The sequence below is a fragment of the Nonomuraea sp. NPDC026600 genome (assembly GCF_040638335.1).
GTDB lineage: Bacteria > Actinomycetota > Actinomycetes > Streptosporangiales > Streptosporangiaceae > Nonomuraea.
Genome location: NZ_JBEZYD010000066.1, coordinates 1 through 22,403 on the forward strand (window position 1 = coordinate 1; position 22,403 = coordinate 22,403).

The following is a 22,403-nucleotide window of genomic DNA, read 5'->3' on the forward strand; positions in this document are numbered from 1 at the left end:
TCAACGAACTCGCCGCCGCCTACCCAGGCCGCATCAGGTAAAGCAAGACAGCACACAACACAAGATCGTCTTTACACATCTGAGGTTACAAGCTCGCGTTCGTGGCACACGACCTGCGCAAACGCCTAGACTGTTGGCTTGACCTGCGGCTATGTGCTGCGTTGGCTGATCGTGTCGGCGATGTGGCGTCGAACGTTGTGTTGGTCGACGGGTGGGTGGGGCGTGGGCGTGTGTCGCTTGGCGTTGTTCATGTCGAGCTGTCGAACTGTGCTGTGAGCGCGGGTGCGGGCAGCGTGGGGTGTGGCGGGTCACCGCCGTGCCCTGATGTCGCGGCCCTCGCAGAGGTGTTGAGTGTTGGCGCTCAGGCTGGGTGTGGTGCACGGCGTGATGTGGTCTGTGCTGCGCTGTGGCTGCGTGTGAGGTGTGCAGCGGCTTGGGCGTTCTAGAGGCTTGGAGCCTGCCCATGGGCCTGGTGGGGCTGTGCTGGCGTTTGAGGTCTGCTGCGGTGAGTCCTGGCCGCTCCGGTCTGCTTGGTGCTGGCATGCGCCCCGGGTAGATCCCCTCAGTCCCCACGGCTCCTGCCCTGCCCCTTCGCGCCGGGCCCCCTCTGTCACCAGGCCCGGCATGTTCTCTGTCACCCCTCAAAAGTGATGACCCGATCAGCGGTGAGCCGCTCGGCGAGAGACAGCACGGCCCGGCTGTTCGCGGCGAGTACCTGCCTGGCGAGGCGTTCGGCCCCCCAGATGGCGCTGAGACCGTGCTCTCGTTCGATGTCGATGAGGTCGCCGCATGCCAGGTCGGTGTACGGCAGTGCGCTGAACTCCCGCGCCCACAGGTCGCCGCCTGCGCTGATGGCGCACTGCTGCAGGCTGATTCCGCCGCTCTCGTACAGGGTGTAGCTGGTCGCCGGCGGGTTGAGCCGTATCTCGACGACCTTGAGGCCGAAGTGAGCGGCGAGTATGGCGTGCGCGGCCTCGTGTTCGGCGTGCGCCCTGAGGAGGCTGCTCATCGGACCATCTGGTTGGCGGCGTCGAGCCCGTACAGGTCGCGGTAGGTGGAGTGGAGTCGTTCGCGGCTGGAGCGTTCGGCGTCCGCCCGCCTGCGCCTGGCTTGGTGCGCGTTCTGTGCGTCTTCGCGGCGCTGGAGGTGCTCGGCGAACGACACCTCGCCGGCCGGTTCCGGCGCGTCCAGCGCCTCCACATCAGACTGCCAGGTGAGCGGCCCGGTGTGGCCGCCCCGCTGCTCAGCGGCGAGCCGTTGCGTGGCCTCGCCGGTGCGGTGCGAGCCCTTGACGAGGTCGCGGAGTTCTTGGAAGCGAACGTCATCCATGGTCGTTCTCCCTGCTGGTGAGACGGATCGTGAGATGTTCGGCCCTGGCCGCCCACAACTGTTCGGCGGTGGTGCCGGTGCGGTGGGCCAGTTCGGTGATGAGGTCGTGCGTGATGCCGACGAACGCTGCGACGAGGCCGACGGGCTCGGCGGCCAGGAGGTCGTCGAGGATGTCCATGTACACCCGGTCAGAGTCGGCGTTGGGGGTGTCGTCGAGCATGGCGGTGATGAACGCTGCCGTGTCGACCACAGCGGCGACGTTGATGGGGACGGTCATGAGCTTCCTTCGGTGGTCTTGGTGAACTGTCATCGGCGGGCCTGACTGCGCTTCAAGGTGGGGCAGTCGTTGTCGTGGTGGACGGTGGCGAGGGTGATGCGGCCTCGCTTCTGGAAGGTCTGTTCGGCGTCGCAGGTGTCGCACCCGCCGGCGACGGTGGCGCCGTTGAGGGCGGCGAGGAGTTCGCAGATGGTCATGCGGCATCGGCGGGGATGGGGGTGATGAGGTAGGCCGGGGGGCGTTCATCGGTGGTGCAGTGGGGGACTCGGCTGCCGCCTACGGTGCCGTCTGGGCCTGCTCCGTGGGTGTGCTGGGAGCGGCAGTAGGGGCAGGACGGGATGATCCACAGCCAGCAGTCTCCGCGGCGGGTAGGCGGGGTGAGGATGGCGGGCGCTTCGGTGATGGTGACGCGGGTGATGGTCGCTGAGGGGGTCATAGCTACCTTTCGAGGTCGCATTTCCGCAGGTCAAGGGGAGTGTGTAGGGTCACTTCGCGTTTTCGCAGGTCAGATGGGGTGTGTAGGGAGATGTAGGGTTCTCCGAAAGTCGCCACGCGCGCACATATGGGCGATAACCGGGAAACCCTGCATGTCCCTACACTTCTGCAGGTCAGAGCGTTTTCTAGCTGTCATCGGGCGCCGCCAACATGAGCCCGTGATAGGCGACCCCGGCCGCCCCTCGCTTCTTCGCGAATCCGCGCTGACTCATCGAGTCAGCGAACGCCTTCTCTGGGGTCGGCATCTCGCCGTTGTCGTAGCACCACTGATTCCAGGCCGCGAAGAGGTCGCGCGCCTTCACGTGGCTGTGCGGGTTCGTGATGATGCGCTCGTCGAGGAAGCGGCCCAGGGCGTCACTGTCGGCCTGGTACGCCTCCGTGCGCTTCCGTACGGCCTCGGGCGGGTTGAGCCCCTGCTGCTGGTAGTCGAGCCACCCCTGATACGCCCAGGCGAGGATGGCGGGCGCGGCGTCCCGTAGCCGGTCCGACAAGGTGGTGTCCCGCTCGCGTTCGGGGATGACGACGTCGAACGGGACCACGAGCAGCCGCCGCCACACGGCGGGGTCGTCGCCGGACACGGCGGGCAGGTGGTTGGTCAGCATGATCAGCGTGTGGGACGGGTCGAACGTGATCGGGTTCTTGTGCATCAGGTTCGCCTCGATGGGGTCGCCGCCCACGAGCCGCTTCATGGTGGCTTCGGCGAAGCGCCGGCCTTTCTCCGTCTCGGAGCAGAAGACGAGGCGGGCGCCGCGGAGCCGCATCTTGAACGCGCCGTGTCGCTCGTGCTTGGACTCCATGAGCATCGCGGGGTCGATCTCGATGGCGTAGTCGCCGAACGCGGCCATGAGCGCGTCCCGGGTGGTGCCCTTGCCGTTGGCGCCCATGCCGGTGAAGATCAGCATCACGTGCTCGGTGACCTTGCCGAGCATGGCGTAGCCGATAAGCCGCTGAAGGAACGCGCGCACCTCCGGGTCGGGGAGGATGCGGACGAGGAACGCGTCCCACTCGGGGCTGCCCTCGTTGGCGAAGGCGGCCCCGGCCGCCTTGGTGATCAGGTCGGCGCGGTCGTTCGCCTTGATGGTGCCGGTCTTCAGGTTGAGGGTGCCGCCCGGGGTGTTGAACAGGTACGGGTCGGCGTCGAGCGCCTTGGACGCGGTGCTGATCGGCGGGAGGGCGGCGGCGAACTTGAGCATGCCTTCGGTGCCGGATGCGTTCTCCGTCTTGCGGGCGTCCTTGTAAAGGTCGTCTCGTTCCTGCCCGGCCGGGAGAGCGGCCACTTCCTCAAGGGCGTTCTTGGCCGTGGCGACGGCGGCTTGGATATCGGCACGCTGGTCGTCGGCGGCCCAGCGCGCGCCGTCCCAGCGGTGCCAGCCGATGCCGTGGACGTGGCGCAACGTGTTGCTGTGCTCGGTGACGAACCGTTCGGCCATGCGGAGGTGGCCGCGATGCTGCGGGGTGTTCTTGGTCGCGTTCTCGGGGCGCAGCTGGTGGACGATGGCCAGCGCGGTGTTGCCGTCGACTGCGGGCGCGACCAGGTCGCGGAAGTCGTCGCGTTCGGCGCGGCTGCCGTATCCCTGTGAACGGAGCTCTTTTGCGGCTGCGCTGAACGCGGCTGCACTGGTCGAGCCCTGGGTGATCAGGGTGTAGGCGCCGAACTTGTCGTAGACGCGCTGAGGCTCGAACTCCGTGTTGGTGGAGAAGACCCACAGATTGTCGCCGTCGTTTCGGCCAGTGGTGGCGGAAAGGTCGCTGGTGGCGTTGGGGTGGAGCCACCGGACTTCGCCGCCGAATCGTCCAAGGCAGGTCCATCTGAGGCGGCCGATGAGGATCTCTTCCCAAGTGGCGCGCTCGTTGTAGTCGTCGCCGGGGCTGAGCTCGTCGTCGTCGCGGAAAGCGCGCGGTTGGGTGAACGGTAGGGCTTGGCTGGGAGGGGAAACGGCGGGCGGCTGTGGGAGCTGGATGCCGTAGATGAGCGGGGTGAGCTCGCCCAAGGGGTAAGCGATCCCTGAGGCTTCCACGATCGTGCAGGGCCGTTCGAGCCCTGCCTTGCGGTTGACGGTCCCAGGGATGCGCAGCACACGCGGGAGGTCGCCTACGGGCCCGTACTCGTAGCCGAGCCGGTCAGCGGACGCCTTGACAACCTGCTGGAACCGCTCCGACAGCCCGCTTATGGCCGGGAGAGTGTCGGAGCTGATCAGGTACGGCTCGTCGAACATGTGCCACGTGTAGAGGCCGCCCCCGGAGTGTTGCCACAGCGTGGGTTCGGGCAGGCCGGATTCGGCCATGATCCGCCTCGCCGCCGCTTCGTCCGGGGGGAGGATGCCGGTCGTCTTGTGGCCGGGCCCGTCGATGTCGAGGTCGGTCCAGAAGCCGGGCAGGGCGAGCGACAGTTCGGCGTCGCCGCGCCTGCCTGCGGGGGGCGGTTCGCGCAGGGTGGTGACGCGGACGTAGATGCCCTGCTTGCCTTGTCTGTCGAGCTGGGTGACGTAGGAGGTGGCGGCGTCGATGCCGTTGGGGTCGGTGCTGAACGTGCTGCCCGGCCAGTTGCCGGTCGAAACGACGTTGAGCAGCCCCTTGGATCCGCCGTGCAAGGTGGCCAGCGATCGGCGCACCTGGTCGGCGTCGTACAGGTTGTTCACGCGGACCGCCGTGTGCTCTTTTTGCGCTCCAGGCGTCTGGGGTTGGGCCGGCGCATCAGGCGCCACCGCCGCCGTGCTGTGAGGCAAGTTGACGTTCCACGAATGCGACCAGGGACGCACGGGGGATGAACCGCGCGCGACCAACGGTGAAGCTCTCAATCTCACCACTCTTGATCATTTCGAAGAGCAGCGTCCTTCCGATGGGGAAGACGGTAAGAGCCTGTGCTGGTCGATACGCAATAGCTTCGTTCACCTCTACTCCCTCCAGGGGTATAGGTTCGCGCACCTACTTGGCTTGCGTGTCCAGAGTTGCACGCGAGGAAGCTCCGCGCAAGTCCGCTAGGTTACGCGAGCACGTCAGCGAACCTAGACGGACATGCATACGCGGGATAGGTTTGTCGGCATGGATGACCGCGAGACCCGATCAGCAGGCGGACGCCCCTACAAATGGGTGGCAACAAACGGGCCACACGGCGGGATGATCAACATGCGCCTCCAGCCGGACGACGACGGCCGCTTGGTCGTCACTGGCCTGCTGGTCGAGGGCGTTCGTATCACGGCCGATTTTCTGCGGCTCATTCAGCCGGCCCGCGTGGAGGCAGGTTTCAACCTCCTGGCCTCCCTGCGTGAGTCGCCTGGTGACACCCTCGACCCCGGCCCGGACGATGGGCTGACGCTCGGCGAGATCCGAGGGCAGGCGTACGGGGTTCACTCCGGCTCCACGATCTTCGCTGCCCACCCGGACTACACGCCCGACCGGCAACCGCTACGGCGTCCGGACGGTTCGGATCCGGACACCTTCTATCAGGAGGTAGCCCAGGCGTACCGGTCGGCGGCCATGGAGAGTCAGCGCCCCGCGGCCGTGCTCGCCGAGGAAGCGGGGGTCCCGGTCACCACAGTGCACCGATGGATCCGCGAGGCCCGGCGCCGCGGATCCCTTCCCCCCGGACGAAAGGGCACGGCAGGATGAGCTCCCGCAAACCGAATCTACGATCGTCGATCTATCTCGGTGGCGACGGCTGGTGGCACGGCCGCGTGACGATGGGCGTCAAGGACGATGGTTCGCCCGACCGGCGGCATCGGAAGGCCCGCACCCAGACCGAGGTGACTCGGAAGGTCCGCGAGCTGGAGCAGGAACGCGACTCGGGGAAGACCAGCAAGCCGGGCCGTAAGCCGACCGTTGAGCAGTGGATGACCACGTACCTCAACGACATTGCGGCGAGGAAGCTCGCGCCGACGACATTGGAGAGCTACTGGTCGGACACCCGGAATTGGATCATCAAGCATCTGGGCAAGCACCGCCTCGACCGGCTCTTGCCCGAGCACCTCGACGCGCTGTACTCGCGGATGCTCGCTGAGGGCAAGGCCGAGAGTCACGCCCTGAAGGTGCACCGGATCCTGTCGCGCGCGCTGGAGGTCGCCGTCCGTCAAGAGAAGGTCGGGCGCAACGTGGCGAAGCTCGTCGACGCGCCTGGAGCGGGCGATGAGGAGATCGAGCCGCTGAGCCAGCAGGAGGCGCGCCGCATCCTGGCCGCCGCTGAGCACCGGCGCAACGGCGTCCGCTGGTCGGTCGCCGTGGCCCTCGGGCTTCGCCAGGGCGAAGCTCTCGGGCTGCGCTGGAAGTACGTGGATCTCGACGCCGGAAGCGTGCGGGTGTGGTGGCAGCTCTCGCGGCTCACCTGGCGGCACGGCTGCAACGATGTCGCGAAGTGCACGGAGGCCAGGCACAAGCGGGCATGCCCGAAGGACTGCCCCAAGGCCAAGCGACCATCCGGCCGCCGCCACGCATGCGTTCCGACCGACACCAAGGGGCTGTGCGCCAAGGACTGCCGGAAGCACGCGAGCACGTGCCCCGAGCGGACCGGAGGCGGCCTGGTCTTCCGCAAGCCCAAGGGCAAGTCCAAGAGGACGATCCCGCTGCCGCCCGAGCTGATCCCGCTGCTGAGGGCGCACCGCATCCGGCAGAAGGCCGAACGGCTCGCGGCCGGGGCCGCGTGGGAGGACAACGACGTCTTGTTCGCCCAGCCGAACGGCCGGCTGATCGACCCGCGCGACGACTGGGACGACTGGAAAGACCTCCTCCAGGTCGCCGAGGTTCGAGACGCACGGGTGCACGACGGGCGGCACACGGCGGGCACGCTGCTGATCGAGCAGGGCGTGCACGTCCGCACGGTTCAGGAGATCCTCGGGCACTCCGACATCCGTCTCACCCAGCGGTACACACACGTCGCCTCGCCGATGGCCGAAGACGGCATGCAGCGGATGGGCCGCGCGCTCTGGGGCGCGAATTGAGACCCGAAGTGAGACCCCGGCATGACGAAGGGCGCCCCCTCCGAGGAGAGAACGCCCTGGTCAACTACTGGAGCCGCCTTCGGGATTCGAACCCGAGACCCCTTCATTACGAGTGAAGTGCTCTGGCCGACTGAGCTAAGGCGGCGCGCCGTACAGCGTGAACGAGTCTACAGGAGCCCAAGGGGTTCTTGCTCCCTTCGATCAGCCGATGCCCGGACAGAATGTCCCGTCCTGAGGTGGCGTGCCGGTCAGCAGGTAGTGGTCCACGGCGTCGTCCACGCATGTCGAGCCGTTGAAGTACGCCGTGTGGCCGTCGCCGTCGTAGCCGAGGAACACGCCCGAGTCGAGTTCTTCCGCCAGGGCCTGTGCCCACGCGTACGGGGTGGCCGGGTCGCGTTCGGTGCCGATGACCAGGATCGGGGCGGCGCCTTTGGCGGTGAGTGGGCGGTTTATGAGGGTCGGCTTGGCGGGCCAGAAGGCGCACGGGAGCGAGCTCCACATGAGGTAGGCACCGAACCTGGGCGCCTCGCGTTCCGCCTCCGCCGCCGCGGTCGCGTAGGCGGCGACGTTCTTGGGATAGGGGCTGTCCACGCAGTTGATGGCCATGTTGGCCTCGGTCTGGTTGGAGTAGGCGCCGTTGTCATGGCGGTCGATGAGCTGGTCGGCGTTGCGGAGGAGCAGTCTGCCGTTGCCGTTCAGGGCCTGGCGGAACGTTTCGGTGAGCTCGGGCCAGGAGCCGCGGTCGTAGAGCGGGGTCAGCGCGCCCAGCGTGGCCAGCGCCTCGGTGGCCTGCCGCCCCTCGCCGGGCAGTGGGCTGGCGTCTGTGCGGTGCAGCAGGTCGGTCACCTCGGCCAAGACGCCGTCGACGGTACGGCTGCGGAACGGGCAGTTGCCTTCGGCCAGGCAGGACTCTATGTACGCACGGAGGGCGCGCTCGAAACCCATGGCCTGGTCGGCGTTGAGCTTCAGCCGGGAGATGGCCGGGTCGAGAGCGCCGTCGAGGACGAGGGCTCGAACCTTGCCGGGGAACATATCCGCATAAACCGCGCCCAGGAAGGTGCCATAGGACTTGCCGAGGTAGGTCAGCTTCTGGTCGCCGAGCGCCTGGCGCAGCGCGTCCATGTCCCGGGCGGCGTCAACGGTGCCCACATGCGGCAGCAAGCGGCCGGCCCCAGCCTGACAGCCCTTCGCGAACTCGCGTGAGCCCTGCTCGAGCGCGACCCGCTCCTGCGGCGTGTCGGGGGTGGCGTCCAGGGCGACGAACGCGTCGAGCCGCGAGTCGCTCAGGCACTCGACCGGCGCCGACTCGCCCACACCACGTGGATCGAACCCCACGACGTCGAACCGTTCGCGTAGCTTCTCGCCCAGCATCGATCGGGCGGCCCGCGCGTAGCTGACGCCGGAACTTCCGGGACCGCCCGGGTTGACGACCAAGGAGCCGATCCGGTCGCCGGTGGCCGGCAGCCGGACCACACTGATCTTGATGTGCTCCCCGTCCGGGGTGCCGTAGTCGAGCGGCACCGAGAGCTTCGCGCAGTCGAACCCGTCCCCGCAGTCGGACCAGCGCAGCCCGCCCGCCGGCTCCTCTGTCAAGGCACAGCCGGCGGCGAACAGCACAGTCGCGGTGACAACGGTCAGTGCTCGAAACCACACGCTCCGGAATCCTACGCGTGTCCCGCCTCCCAGCCACCCGGCCCTCAACAGATCTACCGGCGTTCCACGCGGCATCCGGGCCAGGCAAGCCTCGCCACCCCCCATGCCACCCCCGACCTTCCCCAACTGGCGAGCACGACCGCGAGCGGGAAGTTCACGAGCACAGCCCGTGAACTTCCGCCCGTTGTCCCTGGTAGCTACCCGCCAGGGGCCGGCGTGCCGCCATCCTCTCCGTACATCTTGTCGTGCTGCTGCCGTGGCGAGCAGACCGAGGCCGAAGGACACGCACAACGCCTTCCGCCATCGTCCAGCCGAACCGTCACCGTGTCCGCCGGAACGTTATGCCCAAGGACACTTCCCTCCCCCTGCGGCGTGCTCACCCGGCTTCCGGTACGCGGCATTCTGCTGCGGGTCTCGACATAGAGCGGATGCTCGTACTTGAGACAGCACATCAACCGCCCGCACGCCCCGGCGATACGCAAAGGATTGACCGGTAGGTCCTGGTCCTTGGCCATGCGTACGGAGACCGGCTCGAAGTCCTTGAGGAACGTGGCGCAGCACAGGTCTCGGCCACATGGGCCGATGCCACCCTGCAAGCGTGCCTCGTCACGCGGGCCGATCTGCCGCAGCTCCACCCGGGCCCGCAGGTTGCGGGCCAGGTCCCGGACGAGCGCGCGGAAGTCGACCCGATGTGGGGCGGAGAAGTAGACGGTGTAGATGTTGTCCTGGTCGAGGTAGTCGACGCCCACCACCTTCATCGGGAGCTCGTGCCGTTTGATCAACCGCTTGGACACGCTGCGGGCCTCGGCCCTGCGACGCTTGTTGGTCTCGTCGCGGGAGAGATGCTCCTCTCCCGCTATGCCTGCACACACCGGCATTCCGTCGATGTCTTCACTCGAATATTGCGGCGCCCACACGCACTCCGCCACCTCAGGCCCCGAGTCGGTCGGGACCAGCACCTTGTCGCCCACCCTGGGGGTGTGGCCACCGGGATCGAGGTAGTAGAGCCGCCCGTAGCGGGTGAAGCTCACGGCCATGATCATTCCCATGGGCTCGAGCTCGCCTCCTGACGGCCTAGGGGGTTGGTACGGCCTTCGGTTGCCACATTACGTGTGCGGGCACGCGCGGCGTGAGAGCCCTACCCCGGCTGGGAGTCGCTGCAGGACTTGCCCTTAGGAATCGAGATGCCATAGTGCGTCTGAAGCGGGAACTGCTCAATCAGGCACTTCTGGTTGACGACGGTGGCGACACCGGGTAGGCGTTGCAGCTTGGCGGTCAGGTTGTCCCAGTCAGCATCCGGCCTCATCTGAAGGCGGAACGACTCCGGCATGTCCGATGGCTTGGTGTGCTGAACGAGTGCCTTGTTGCCCTTATAACTGTGCAGGAAGTTCTCGTACGCAGCCTGTCGGCTCTCGAAATATGTCGACTGAACGCCGGGTATCGCGGCGATCTCCTTGCCCAGAGCTCTCCGCTGGGCAGGCGTGATGGCCTTGCCGTATTTGACGTACTTGGGATGATCGTTCGTCGAGTCAGGCGCGGCAACGGCTCCGCACGACGCCAGGCTCGACTGCTCCCCGCAGAGAAAGACAGAGATCGCTGCTTTCTTCTCCCAATCTGAGCCCATCTCGCTGGCAGCTTCCGCCGGAAACGTGATGCCGCCCACGCCTTCCATGGACTTCATCTTGGCCAGCGACACCATCGGATCGGCTCCCGGCCGCAGTTCGACCTGGAACGAGGGGGGCAGATCGGTCACGTCGATCGCGTCAAGCATCGCCTTGTCGTCGGCGTAGTCTTGGCGGAAGCTCGCATAGGCTTGGTCCTGACTCACGTATAGGACCTGTTCCACCCCCGGCTCCGCTTGCAGAGCATCCATGATCGCCTTTGTCTGCTTAACGGTGACGCTGCCTCCAGGACAGGCTTGGCTCGGCGACAGCTTCCCGCACAGAAAGACGGATGCATCCGCGTATTCCTGATCGACAGACGGGTTGGCCACCGCCGCCCGCTGCTCGTCACCCGGAGAGATGAGCACGGCGGCGGTCACGGCCCCCGCGAGCACCACCGCCCCCGCCGCCGCCAGCAACCGGAAGTCGACCCGCACCCGAGGCCGCCCCGACGGCTGCAGGGGCCTCAGCATGCTGGTGTCAACGGTCGCCCCCGCCTCGGCCAGCGCCTCGCGCAGGCGGTCTTCCATTGGGCTGTTCATGAATCCTCCCCAAGTGCTCGGCCGAGGGCGGCGAGCCCTCGCGCGATCGTGGATCTGGCGGTGCTCCCGCTGATCCCCATGGTCTCGGCGATCTCCTGATCGGACAGGTCGAGGTAGTAGCGCAGCGTCAGCGCCTCGCGCTGCCGGTCCGGCAGCTCTCGCAGGGCGCGCAGCACCTCGCGACGCTCCTCGCCCAGCAGCGCCGCGCTCTCCGCCGACCAGACAGGCGGTTCGTACGGCACGGCGCGGCGGAAAACCGTCGCCCGCCTCCGCATCACCGACCGGCAGCCGTTGAACACCGCCGATCGCACATAGGTCAGCGCCTTGTCCGGATCTCGCAACCTCCCTCGGCCTGCGTGGGTACGGGTGAACGCCTCCTGGACGACGTCCTCGGCGGTCGCCTGATCACCGACCATGACCAGCGCCAGCCGGACGAGACCCACATGATGCTCGGCGAAGATCGCCGCGACATCGACGCGTTTCCGTATCAGAGCCCCTCCAGGGGACAGCTGCTCGACTTTCACATAACAGAGACGTCCAACAGCCCCATCTGCTGCTCTGGTCACACGCTTTTACTGAGCACTTTTACGGCCGGCCCAGTGGGCCCCACCCTCCATACGGAGCTGGCCCCCGTCCAGGGACACGCTCCTGCGGTTTACGGGGCCGGGCGCCGTGACGTGCGCCTTCTTGGCCATCTGCTTCGGTGTCCGGTCGCCCCGAGCCGACAGCCCACTACCCGGCGGACCAGCCGCCCCATACGGCGGACCAAACCGCCCAACTGCCGTACGGCGCCAAGAGTCGCCCTACTGCCATACAGCGGACCAAGCCAACCGGCCGCCACACAGCGGGCTGAGCCAACCGACCGCCACACAGCGGACCAAGCCGACGAAGCCGACCAACCCGCCTACGCAGCCGACCGGAGGGACAGCATCATCGCCTCGACCGCGATCTGCGGGTTGACGTTGGCGTCCAGGCGTTCGCGGCACCGCATGATCGCGTCGATCCGTCGCAACGTCTCCTCCGGCGTCGACACCTTGGCCAGTTGGTCGAGGTCGAAGCGGATGTCGTCGTTGGCCAGCTCCACCCCGGCCGAGAACTGCATGGCCAGCACGTCCCGATAGAACGACACCAGCTCCAGCAACGCGGCATCGAGCGAGTCCCGCTTGATGCGCGTGGCACGCGACTTCTGCCGGTCCTCCAGCTCCTTCAACGCCCCCGCGCCACCCCGCACCAGCCCGCGGTTGAGGCCCTTGCCCGTGGACCCCTCGCCGTAGATCTTGCGCAGCTCGGTGGTCTCCGTCTCGTTGAGCGCGGCCGTCGCCGCCGCGGCCTCTTCCTCGGCCGTTTTGACCAGGCGTTCGGCGGCCGAGACGCACTCGCCGACCCCGGACAGCGAGCGGGGGATGGCCAGGACGGCCTCGCGGCGCCGGCGTACGTCCTGGTCCAGGGCCAGCGCCCGGGCCCGGCTGATGTGCCCCTGAGAGGCGCGGGCGGCGAAGTGGGCGGTGTCCCAGGGCACGCTGTCGCGGGTGGCCAGCACGTGGGCGACGGCCTCCGTGCCGGGGGTGGCCAGGGTGACCACGCGGCAGCGCGACCGGATGGTGATCATCATGTCGTCGGCGGCCGGTGCGCACAGCAGCCAGACCGTGCGGGGTGGCGGCTCCTCGATGGCCTTGAGCAGGGCGTTCGCCGCCGACTCCGTGGCCCGGTCGGCGTCCTCGAACAGGATGACGCGCCAGCGGCCCTGCGTCGGCGCGCCCGCCGCCCGCAGGATGAGCTCGCGCGTCTGCTTGACGCTGTAGGACAGGCCCTGGGGGCGTACCGTTTCGAGATCGGGGTGTGAGCCGATCAGCACCTGGTGGCACTGGTCGCAGTGACCGCAGCCACCGTCGGGGCAGAGCAGCGCCGCCGCGAACGCCCGCGCCGTCTCCTCCCTGCCCGAGCCGGGCGGGCCGGTGAACAGCCAGGCATGCGTCATGCCCGCGCCGCGGCCACCCGCCACGGCGTCACCCGCCGCCGCAGCGGCCCGCGACAGCACGGCCACCGCCTGGTCCTGACCGACGAGGTCAGCGAAGACGCTCACCCGACAAGGTTAGTCGCGGATGGCGGGCATCGTACCGGTGACGTCCTCAGACTCCTGGGGCACCGGATCGGGCAGGATCTCGTGCACCCGATCCTGGATCAGCCGGGTGATCTGCTCGGGCGGCAACGTCCCGTCGACCACCAGATAGCGGCCGGGATCGGCGGCGGCCAGCGTACGGAACTCCTTGCGCACCCGCTCGTGGAAGTCCAGCGGCTCGGACTCGATCCGGTCCGCCGCGCCGCCCAGCCTGGTCAGCCCCACCTCGGGCGGTGTGTCGATCAGCACGGTGAGATGCGGCACCAGCCCGCCCGTGGCCCAGGCGTTGACCTTGGACACGTCGTCGGGATCGAGCGACCGCCCCGCCCCCTGGTAGGCCAGCGACGAGTCGACGTAGCGGTCGGAGATCACCAGCGAGCCGCGGTAGAGGGCCGGCCTGATGACCTTCTCGACGTGCTCGGCCCGGTCGGCGGCGTACAGCAGTGCCTCGGCGCGCGCCGACAGCCCGCGTTCGGCCGCGTCGAGGAGGATCGCGCGCAGCCGCATGCCGACCTTGGTCGAGCCGGGCTCACGGGTCTGTACGACGTCGAACCCCTGGTCGCGCAGCCAGATGGCGAGCAGCCGCGACTGGGTCGTCTTACCCGACCCCTCGCCGCCCTCGAACGCCACGAACAGCCCCGGCACCTGCTCTGCCGCCTCGGACTGCGGCCGTTCGCCACGCACCGCCGCGATCAGGTCCTCGGAGAGCGAGACGCCCTTCCTGTCGTCCATGTGCCGCAGCGCCAGCACGCCGACGACCGTCGCGAGGACGCCGCCGATCACCAGCACCAGGTTGGAGCCGTCGAACTGGTAGACCAGATCGCCCAGCCGCACCGGGTGCGCGCCGAAGAGCGCGGCCAGCGGGTTGGCCGCCGCCACCACGAACAGCAGCGTGACCCGCGCGGTCGACTGCAGGAACGAGAACGTCCTGCCGCGCATCGAGTCCTCGACCTCGAGGCCGATGAGCGTGTAGCCGATGATCCACGCGATGCCCGCGCACGCCCCGAGCAGTACGGTCAGCATGACCACGATCACCAGGTTGTGCACGAGGGCGATCGCGATCAGCACCAAGCCCGCCACGGTGATCGCCAGGCCGAACAGCCGCCGCCGCGACAGCTCGCGCAGCAGCCGCAGGCCGAAGAACATGCCCAGCGCCATGCCGACGAAGACCGCGGCGAACACCACTCCGTAGGCCGCGTCGCCGCCGCCGAGCGCGCCCACGTAGATCTTCGCGACGCCCACGACCGCGCCGCCCGCCGCGAACGCGCCCAGCATGCCGATGATCAGGCCGCGCACCAGCCGGTTGCCGCCGACGAACCGCCAGCCGTCGACGATCTGCTTGAGCACCGACGGCGTGGAGATGGCGCCGTCACGCTTGGGGATGCCGCGCAGCGTGAAGATCAGGAACGCGGACACCAGGTACGCGCAGGCGTTGACGACCAGCGCCGGCCCGGTCGGGTCCATGCCGGACAGGAACGGCACGGCGCTCTTCAGCACGTCGCCCACCACGGACAGCGCCGTGAACAGGATCGCGGCGATCGGCGCGCTGCCATAGGTGACCAGCAGATTGAGCTGGTTGGCCGATTCGAGCTGGTCCTTCGGCACCAGGTTGGGGACCGTTGCGTCCTTGGCCGGGACCCAGAACAGGTTGACGCACTCGACCAGGATCGTCGCGACGATGATCCACTGATAGCTGCCGATCAGCGGGATCGACAGCACCACGGCGAACCGGGCCAGGTCGGAGGAGAACATCGTCACCCGGCGGTCGAACCGGTCGGCGAACGCTCCCGCGAGCGGCCCGAGCAGGACGGCGGGCAGCATCTTGGCGATGAAGACACCGCCGACGGCCAACGACTGCATGCGGTAGTCGCCCTGGGTCAGGTTTCCAGCGAGGGCGGTGAGTGCCAGGATGTTCAGCCAGTCGCCGAGGCTGCACACCGACATCGCCGTCCAGAGCCGGCGGAAAGATGCGTTTGCCAGCACATGTGTCGGTTGGCGTCGGCCACGGGCGGTCATGATGTCAGCGTATCCAGGTGTTCGCCGGAAATGGGAAGACAGGAGACCAGCCGGATGTACCCGGCTGCTCGTCGCTGAGGGTATTACGTATGCGGGCCGACGCGCATGATACACACCTCGAATAGGCCCCCGAAAACACCAGACAGATCCCCATCGTCCCGTTAGTCCGGTTTGTACGGCCGGGCGAGCTCCACCAGAGGCTGCCAGCCGACGCGGACCGGCTCAGGCAGCACCAGCTCATCCCACAACTCCACCAGCAGCAGCCCGTCCAGGTGTTCGAGCAGCTCGTCCTGGCTCCCTTCCCGCAACAGCATCGCGTACGCGTCCCGTCGATCCCCGCGATCGGCCAGGTCATAGACCCTGCCGCCGAGCCGTACGGTAGCCAGGGCCCGCAACGCCGGCAGCCGGGTCAACCGGCTGGGCACGAAGAACGGGCGGCCGTCGGCGGCCCGGTGGGTGGTGAACTCGACCTTGGCCTCCAGCGTCAGCCGGAACCCGGCGGCGTCGAGGATGCGCCCAGCCGTTTCGAGCGTGGGCGACTTGCGGCCGTGCTCGTAGGCCGACAGCGTCGTCCGCGACGTGCCGCTCATGCCGGCCAGCGCCTTCTGGTTCATGTTGGCCGCGTGTCTGGCCTGTTTGAGCAGCAGGCCGCCGCGCTCCGCCCAGAACGTGACGTCGGGCGGCGAGCCCCCGGGCACCTCGCCCCGCTCGGGCAGCAGGCCACCGAACACCCCCTCCACCGGGGAAGAGATCATCGCACCTCCAACGTATCCGCTTGGATACTACGCCCTGGCGGGCTGAGTAGCCAGCGGATCGCGGAAAGTCAGGAGCGCAGCTCAAGCAGTGTGATCTCGGGCGGCGCGCCCACCCGGACCGGCGGCCCCCAGAACCCGGCGCCGCGCGTGACGTACACCTGCACCCCGTCGACCGTGGCCAGCCCCGACACGACCGGCTGCTGGAACGGCACCACGAGGTTGAACGGCACCATCTGCCCGCCGTGCGTGTGCCCCGACAACTGCAGATCGACGCCGTAACGCGCGGCCTGCTCGACCTGCACCGGCTGGTGGGCCAGCAGAACCGTGGAGCGGCTCGGGTCACGACCGCCGAGCGCCTTGTCGAAGTCGGGCGCGTCGTTCGCGGTGGCGCCATTGAGGTCGTTCACCCCGGCCAGGTCGAGCACGCCGCCCTGGTGCCGGATCTCCACCCGTTCGTTCCGCAGCGAGCGTACGCCGAGCCGGTCCAGCTCCTCGACCCACTCACCGGGACCGTTTCTCGTGTAGTACTCGTGGTTTCCAGTCACGAAATAGGCGCCATAGCGGGATTCGAGGCTCCGCAGCGGCCTGGCCAGCGCGCCCAGCTCAGCGACCGAGCCGTCGACCAGGTCTCCGACGATCGCCACCACGTCGGCCCGCAACCCGTTGACCATCCGCACGATGCGCTCGGTATGCCCCTTGCCCGTGAGCGGCCCGAGGTGGATGTCGCTGACCACGGCGAACCGCAGGCCGCTCAGCCTGGAATCGAGCCCGGGCAGCGTGACCTTGACCGCTTCGATCACCGGATCACCCAGCGCGGCGCTCATGCCGTACCCGACCGTGCCGAGCGCGCTCACGCCCGCGACGGCGGCGGTGGCCCGCCCGAGGAAGAGCCGCCTGCTCATCGCGTCGATGCCGGCTGGTGGCGCCTCAAGGGGCGGAGCCACAGAAACCGGCCCAGCAGGCACCGTCACCGGCTGCACGACCTCTGCCTGCGACGAAACGACCCCACGCCCCCGGACCAGCGCGAACCACGCCACCAGCCGGGGGATCTCCAGCAGGATCAGAAAGATCACCAGGTAGAACATGATCGCGACCCAGAGATACCCCGGCCACGCCAGCCACTGGAACATCTCCAGCCGCGACCCCACGAACGTCGCGACGACCAGCAGGATAAGCCCCACCAACCCCCAGCTCAAACCCTTGCGTAACCGCCCGGGCCGAGTGGTCGACCGCACCATCCGCTGCCACAGATAGAGATGTGCCAGGAACACCGCGCCCACGAAGCCCAAGACCACCACCCGAGCAATGCTACTTACGACTTGGCCGCCGGCTTCTTCGCGGGTGCCTTCTTGGCCGGCGCCTTCCTGGTCGTCGGCTTCTTCGGCGCCGGAGCCCGCTCACGCCGTTCGGCCAGCAGCTCCGCCGCCCGCTCGATCGTGATCTCCTCGACCGTGTCGCCCTTGCGCAGCGACGCGTTCGTCTCGCCATCGGTCACGTACGGGCCGAATCGCCCCTCCTTGACCACGACGGGCTTCTTGGAGCTGGGGTCGTCACCCAGCTCGCGCAGCGGCGCCGCGGCCGCCGCCCGGCCCCTGCCGCGTGGCTTGGGCTGCGCGAACAGCGCCTTGGCCTGCTCGATGGTGACCGTGAGCAGGTCCTCCTCCGAGGTCAGCGACCGCGAGTCGGTGCCCTTCTTCAGGTAGGGGCCGAACTTCCCGTTGTACGCGACGACCTCATCGCCCTCCAGCTCGCCGACGGGCCGGGGGATCGACAGCAGCTTGAGCGCGTCGTCGAGCGTCACGGTGTCGAGCGACATCGTCTTGAACAGCGAGCTCGTCCTCGGCTTCGCCGCGTCGGCCTTCTTGGTGCGCCGCTTCGGGGTCTCCTCTTCCGGTGTGGGCAGGATCTCCGTGACGTACGGCCCGAATCGCCCGTCCTTGGCCACGATCTTGTGCCCGGTCACCGGATCGACGCCCAGCTCACGGTCGCCGGTCGGCCGCGAGAAGAACTCCTCCGCCTTCTCCGCGGTCAGCTCGTCGGGCGTCATGTCCTCGGGGATGTTCACCCGGGAGCCGTCCCTGTCCAGGTATGGGCCGTATCGCCCCACCCGGATGACGATGTCGGTGTCCCTGATCGGGAAGGAGCTGATCTCCTTGGCGTCGATGTCGCCGAGGTCGGTGACCATCTCCTTCAGACCCTCGTCACCGCCCTCGCCGTAGTAGAAGCGCTGCAGCTCCGGCAGCCGCTCCGCCCGGTCGTTGGCGATGTCGTCGAGCACCTTCTCCATCTCGGCGGTGAAGTCGTAGTCGACCAGGTTGCCGAAATGCTGCTCAAGCAGGTTGACCACGGCGAACGCCAGGAACGAGGGCACCAGCGCGGTGCCCTTCTTGAACACGTAGCCGCGGTCGAGGATCGTGCCGATGATCGACGCGTACGTCGAAGGACGCCCGATCTCCCGATCCTCCAGCTCCTTGACCAGCGACGCCTCGGTGTAACGAGCGGGCGGCTTGGTCGAGTGGGCGGCCACGTCGAGCCGCGAGACGCTCAGCGCGTCGCCCTCGGCCAGGTTCGGCAGCCGCTTCTCGGAGTCGTCACGGTCGGTCGACGGATCGTCGGCCCCCTCCACGTACGCCTTCAGGAAGCCGTGGAACGTGATCGTCCGGCCCGAGGCGCTGAACTCGACGTCCTCACCGGAAGCGGACGCGCCGCGCACCTTGACGGTGACCGACTCGCCGACCGCGTCCTTCATCTGGGACGAGACGGTCCGCTGCCAGATCAGCTCGTACAGGCGGAACATGTCACCGGACAAGTTGACCTCGCCAGGAGTGCGGAACTCCTCCCCAGAAGGCCGGATCGCCTCGTGCGCCTCTTGCGCACTCTTGACCTTGCTGGTGTAGACGCGGGGTTTGTCGGGAACATACGCGGAGCCGTACAGCTTGATCGCCTGGGAGCGCGCGGCCGCCACCGCCGTCTCCGACAGCGTGATGCTGTCGGTACGCATGTAGGTGATGAAGCCGTTCTCGTAGAGCCGCTGCGCCACCTGCATCGTGTACTTCGCGGAGAAGCCCAGTTTCCGGCTGGCCTCCTGCTGCAATGTGGTCGTCCGGAAGGGAGCGTACGGCTTGCGGGTGTACGGCTTGCGCTCGACGGACTTGACGGCGAACGACGATCCCTGGAGCCTGCCCGCCAGCTCACCGGCGGCGGCCTCCGACAGGTGGAGCACGTCGTTGTTCTTGAGCACGCCGGTGCTCGCGAAGTCGCGGCCCTGGGCCACCCGCTTGCCGTCGACCAAGGTCAGCGTCGCGGTGAAGTCGCGCGGACGCTCCTCGGTCTTGTTGGTGTCGAACAGCGCCTGGAGGTCCCAGTAATGGGCGGAGGTGAACGCCAGACGCTCCCGCTCGCGCTCCACCACCAGCCTGGTCGCCACCGACTGCACCCGGCCCGCCGACAGCCGCGGCTTGACCTTCTTCCACAGGACCGGGCTGACCTCGTAGCCGTAGAGCCGGTCGAGGATGCGCCTGGTCTCCTGGGCGTCGACGAGGCGCAGGTTCAGGTCACGCGGGTTGGCCACCGCGTCCCGGATCGCCTGCGGGGTGATCTCGTGGAAGACCATGCGGTGCACCGGCACCTTGGGCTTGAGCACCTCACGAAGGTGCCACGCGATGGCCTCGCCCTCACGGTCCTCGTCAGTCGCCAGGTAAAGTTCGTCGGCATCCTTCAGCAGCTGCTTCAGCTTGCTGACCTGCGATCTCTTGTCAGGATTGACGACGTACAGCGGCTCGAACTCGTTCTCGACGTTCACCCCGAGGCGTGCCCACGGCTCCCCCTTGAACTTCTCGGGAATGTCATCGGCCCGCTCCGGCAGGTCACGGATGTGACCAATGCTGGACTCGACCATGTAGCCGGCACCGAGGTATCCCAAGATCGTCTTCGCCTTGGCGGGCGACTCGACGATCACCAGGCGGCGGATTCCGCCGGTGCTGCCGTTGTTGGCTGGCACGCTGCTTCCTACCTCACTGTTCGCTTGCAATTCCCCCTGCCGGGAGCCGGCACTGATCTGAAAGGTAACCCGACTCGCGGAAATTTCCTTCCCCCGGGACTACCCACTAGCTTCCGGACCCACCCACAAGCACGCAGAATAAGCCCCATCGAGCGGCATCGCGCTCTGACTCACCCTGGAGACTAATCGTTGTGCTCGACTACTCCTACATGGATATCTTCATTCCGCGCGATCTCTCCCGCGAAGCAGCACGTCAACTGCTCACCGAGCACGCGGAGTACGGTAAGTGGGAGCTCTCCCGCGTACGTCTGCACCCTGACGGAAGCCGTCACGTGCGGTTGCGCCGCAAGGTCATGCGCGTCCGCAGCACCTTGTGATCGGACATGGCTTTGCCCGCCCCGGGCCGCGCCCCCGGAACGGGCAAAGCGTCTTTCGCTACTCGCTCACCGGCTGTGAACGGTAGACGTTCTTGTCATTACTTCCGGCCGAGCCGGAAGCGGCGGGTGGCCGCGAACAGCGTCGCCGAGGCGGCGAACATCGCGCCCAGAACCAGCGCGAACAGCGAGCCGGTCGTCATCCCGGTGACCCCCGCGGGCTGAGACGCGCTCATCAGGCCCAGGGCGCCGGTCGGTAGGCTGCCGGTCGCGGACTTCACCACACCGCCGACGGGGGTGGAGGCGACCAGCGAGGTGGCCGGAGCGAGGGGCGACTGCGAGTCCGCGGCGCGAGCGGCGTTGGCGACCGGAGCCTTACCGTTCTTGACGTGCTTGGCCGGAGTGACGTGCCTGGCCGGAGTCACGGGCTGACCGGCCAGACCCGGCAGCTCGGGCAGCTCGGGCAGGCCGAACACCTCCTGCAGGTCCCCGACTAGCGGCATGTCGTCGACGAGGGGCAGTTCGGGCGAGCCGCCACCGCGCATCGGAGTGATTTTGCCGACACTCTGCAGGCCGCCCAGGACCGGCACCGGGGGAAGCGCGGGCAGCACCCCGTCGGACTTGGAACTGACGACCTTGCGGTAGCTGTAGTGGCCGTGGGGGGCGTAGTCGTCCACCGGCTTGCCGACGCGCGAGCCACCGAGGCACCCGGCCGCGGCGTCGCCCAGGACGGCCACGGCGTTGCCGCAGACGTTGACCGGCGCGGTGATCGGCGCGACCACCTGGTTGCCGGCCAGCACCCCGCCCTTGCCGGAGGTGGTGTTGCCACCCGCACCCGGGCCACCGTGCGACGAGACGCTGGCCCCGCCCTTGCAGTGGGCCTCGGCCAGCCCGAGCACGGCCACGGCGTTGCCGCAGGCGTTGATCGGCGCGGTGATCGGCGCGACCACCTGGTTGCCGCTCAGCACCCCGTGCTTGCCGGAGGTGGTGTTGCCACCCGCACCCGAGCCGCCGTTCTTGACCGAGGCTCCGCCCTTGCAGCCCGCGAACGCCTTGCCGATCACGGCCACCGAGTTGCCGCAGACGTTGATCGGCGCGGTGATCGGCGCGACCACCTGGTTGCCGCTCAGCACCCCGTGCTTGCCGGACGTGGTGTTGCCACCCGCACCCGGGCCACTGTTCTTGACCGAGGCGCCGCCCTTGCACCCGGCGTGCCCGTTGCCGACGGCGTTGCCGCATGCCGTGATGGGCAGGCTGATCGGCGCGATGACCTGGTTGCCGCTGCCGACCGCGAAGCGCCCGTCGGTGTCGTTGCCCGTCGAGCCGTGAGGGCTCCGGTAATGGGTGTGCCCGCCATTGGTCACGGACGAGCCGCCCTTGCAGCCCGAGAACGCCCTGCCGAGCACGGCGGCCGAGTTGCCGCAGATGTTGACCGGGGCGCTGATCGGCGCGACGACCTGGTTGCCGCCGAGCACGGAGCCACGGCCCGAGGTGGTGTTGCCGCCGGTGCCGACACCCTTGTTCTTGACCGAGGCGCCGCCCTTGCAGCCCGCCGTCGAGCTGCCGAAGATCGCCAGTGCGTTGCCGCAGACGTTCACCGGAGCGGAGATCGGCGCGTTGACCTGGTTGCCACCGAGGATGCTGGAGTCGCCCGAGGTGTGGTTGCCGCCCTTGCCGCCCCTGCCGCCGTTCTTGACCGAGGCGCCGCCCTTGCAGCCGGCGTCGGAGCTGCCGATCAGGGAGAGGGCGTTGCCGCAGGCGTTGATCGGGGCGCTGATCGGCGCGTCGACCTGGTTGCCGCCGAGCACGGAGCCACGGCCCGAGGTGGTGTTGCCGCCGGTGCCGCCACCCTTGTTCTCGACCGAGGCGCCACCCTGGGAGTCGGCGCGGGACTTTCCGACCACGCCGACGGCGTTGCCGCTGATGTCGATCGGCAGCGAGACAGGCACGTTGACCTGGTTGCCGCCGCCGATGGAGGAGTCGCCGGAGGTGTCGGCCAGCGCGGTGCCGCTGCCGAGGGACATGACCGCTACCGCTAGCAGAGCCGCGGGGGCCGAAGCCGTCGCCCACGTACGCATGATGAATGCTCCTACTTGGTTCATGGGGAGATACCTGACAGTTCGCGGGCAGCCGAGGGCATGCGAGGTCGCAGAACGCCGCGCACAGCGGAGACCTCGGGGAAATCGCGAACCAAGATGACTGACATGTCACCCGCTGGCGGAGGGGATCGAGCCGCGCTCCGCCGCCGTAC

General features: G+C 68.2%; 20 protein-coding genes and 1 tRNA gene. 3 read left to right on the plus strand and 18 right to left on the minus strand.

Features of this window, described 5'->3' with window-relative positions; translation table 11 throughout:
* Positions 1-634: 634 nt before the first annotated feature.
* The 7 genes from AB0F17_RS63455 to AB0F17_RS63485 all read right to left on the minus strand — a co-directional run bounded on the left by AB0F17_RS63455 (position 635) and on the right by AB0F17_RS63485 (position 4,993).
* A complete protein-coding gene (locus AB0F17_RS63455; protein ID WP_358046371.1) occupies positions 635-1,009 on the minus strand; it encodes a hypothetical protein in 375 nt (124 codons plus the stop codon).
* Positions 1,006-1,329: a hypothetical protein gene (locus AB0F17_RS63460; protein ID WP_358046374.1), complete on the minus strand. Its 324-nt coding sequence runs from the start codon at positions 1,327-1,329 to the stop codon at positions 1,006-1,008. The genes AB0F17_RS63455 and AB0F17_RS63460 overlap by 4 nt, the downstream gene beginning before the upstream one ends.
* On the minus strand, positions 1,322-1,606 hold the full coding sequence (locus AB0F17_RS63465; RefSeq protein WP_358046377.1) for a hypothetical protein: 285 nt from the start codon (positions 1,604-1,606) through the stop codon (positions 1,322-1,324). The genes AB0F17_RS63460 and AB0F17_RS63465 overlap by 8 nt, the downstream gene beginning before the upstream one ends.
* Positions 1,607-1,635: 29 nt before the next feature.
* On the minus strand, positions 1,636-1,803 hold the full coding sequence (locus AB0F17_RS63470; protein ID WP_358046379.1) for a hypothetical protein: 168 nt from the start codon (positions 1,801-1,803) through the stop codon (positions 1,636-1,638).
* Positions 1,800-2,042 carry a hypothetical protein gene (locus AB0F17_RS63475; protein WP_358046382.1) on the minus strand — a complete coding sequence of 81 codons (243 nt, stop codon included), beginning with the start codon at positions 2,040-2,042 and terminating at the stop codon, positions 1,800-1,802. The genes AB0F17_RS63470 and AB0F17_RS63475 overlap by 4 nt, the downstream gene beginning before the upstream one ends.
* Before the next feature lie 184 nt (positions 2,043-2,226).
* A complete protein-coding gene (locus AB0F17_RS63480; protein WP_358046383.1) occupies positions 2,227-4,740 on the minus strand; it encodes a phage/plasmid primase, P4 family in 2,514 nt (837 codons plus the stop codon).
* Between the two features lie 55 nt (positions 4,741-4,795).
* The gene (locus tag AB0F17_RS63485) at positions 4,796-4,993 is read right to left on the minus strand and encodes a helix-turn-helix domain-containing protein (protein ID WP_358046386.1); all 198 of its coding nucleotides are present in this window, start codon (positions 4,991-4,993) and stop codon (positions 4,796-4,798) included.
* A 150-nt stretch (positions 4,994-5,143) separates the two neighbouring features.
* Here AB0F17_RS63485 and AB0F17_RS63490 point away from each other — a divergent pair, with 150 nt between their 5' ends.
* Entirely contained in the window at positions 5,144-5,710 is a 567-nt protein-coding gene (locus AB0F17_RS63490) for a hypothetical protein (RefSeq protein WP_358046389.1), read from the plus strand.
* Positions 5,707-7,032, plus strand: a complete 1,326-nt coding sequence (locus tag AB0F17_RS63495; RefSeq protein ID WP_358046392.1) for a site-specific integrase — start codon at positions 5,707-5,709, stop codon at positions 7,030-7,032. Before AB0F17_RS63490 ends, AB0F17_RS63495 begins: the two co-directional genes overlap by 4 nt.
* 68 nt (positions 7,033-7,100) lie before the next feature.
* Here the strand turns inward: AB0F17_RS63495 and AB0F17_RS63500 are convergent.
* From AB0F17_RS63500 to topA, 10 genes are all read right to left on the minus strand, one after another.
* Positions 7,101-7,177 (minus strand) — tRNA-Thr (locus tag AB0F17_RS63500).
* Between the two features lie 56 nt (positions 7,178-7,233).
* Positions 7,234-8,685: an alpha/beta hydrolase gene (locus AB0F17_RS63505; protein WP_358046395.1), complete on the minus strand. Its 1,452-nt coding sequence runs from the start codon at positions 8,683-8,685 to the stop codon at positions 7,234-7,236.
* Between the two features lie 197 nt (positions 8,686-8,882).
* A complete protein-coding gene (ricT, locus tag AB0F17_RS63510) occupies positions 8,883-9,728 on the minus strand; it encodes a regulatory iron-sulfur-containing complex subunit RicT (protein ID WP_358046475.1) in 846 nt (281 codons plus the stop codon).
* Between the two features lie 95 nt (positions 9,729-9,823).
* A complete protein-coding gene (locus AB0F17_RS63515) occupies positions 9,824-10,888 on the minus strand; it encodes a permease-like cell division protein FtsX (protein ID WP_358046398.1) in 1,065 nt (354 codons plus the stop codon).
* A complete protein-coding gene (locus tag AB0F17_RS63520) occupies positions 10,885-11,412 on the minus strand; it encodes a SigE family RNA polymerase sigma factor (RefSeq protein WP_358046400.1) in 528 nt (175 codons plus the stop codon). The genes AB0F17_RS63515 and AB0F17_RS63520 overlap by 4 nt, the downstream gene beginning before the upstream one ends.
* A gap of 380 nt (positions 11,413-11,792) precedes the next feature.
* Positions 11,793-12,971: a DNA polymerase III subunit delta' gene (locus AB0F17_RS63525; protein WP_358046403.1), complete on the minus strand. Its 1,179-nt coding sequence runs from the start codon at positions 12,969-12,971 to the stop codon at positions 11,793-11,795.
* Between the two features lie 9 nt (positions 12,972-12,980).
* Entirely contained in the window at positions 12,981-15,023 is a 2,043-nt protein-coding gene (gene tmk / locus AB0F17_RS63530) for a dTMP kinase (RefSeq protein WP_358046406.1), read from the minus strand.
* A gap of 161 nt (positions 15,024-15,184) precedes the next feature.
* Complete coding sequence (locus AB0F17_RS63535; protein ID WP_358046409.1) at positions 15,185-15,778, minus strand: helix-turn-helix transcriptional regulator; 594 nt, start codon at positions 15,776-15,778, stop codon at positions 15,185-15,187.
* 68 nt (positions 15,779-15,846) lie between these two features.
* The gene (locus tag AB0F17_RS63540; protein ID WP_358046412.1) at positions 15,847-17,076 is read right to left on the minus strand and encodes a metallophosphoesterase; all 1,230 of its coding nucleotides are present in this window, start codon (positions 17,074-17,076) and stop codon (positions 15,847-15,849) included.
* Positions 17,077-17,090: 14 nt separating this feature from the next.
* A complete protein-coding gene (gene topA / locus AB0F17_RS63545; protein WP_358046415.1) occupies positions 17,091-19,778 on the minus strand; it encodes a type I DNA topoisomerase in 2,688 nt (895 codons plus the stop codon).
* 191 nt (positions 19,779-19,969) lie between these two features.
* On the opposite strand from topA, the gene AB0F17_RS63550 reads away from it, so the two are divergent.
* The gene (locus AB0F17_RS63550; RefSeq protein ID WP_357938673.1) at positions 19,970-20,155 is read left to right on the plus strand and encodes a DUF5703 family protein; all 186 of its coding nucleotides are present in this window, start codon (positions 19,970-19,972) and stop codon (positions 20,153-20,155) included.
* 98 nt (positions 20,156-20,253) lie between these two features.
* Here the strand turns inward: AB0F17_RS63550 and AB0F17_RS63555 are convergent, their stop codons facing one another.
* Positions 20,254-22,230: a chaplin gene (locus AB0F17_RS63555; protein ID WP_358046417.1), complete on the minus strand. Its 1,977-nt coding sequence runs from the start codon at positions 22,228-22,230 to the stop codon at positions 20,254-20,256.
* Positions 22,231-22,403 lie beyond the last annotated feature (173 nt).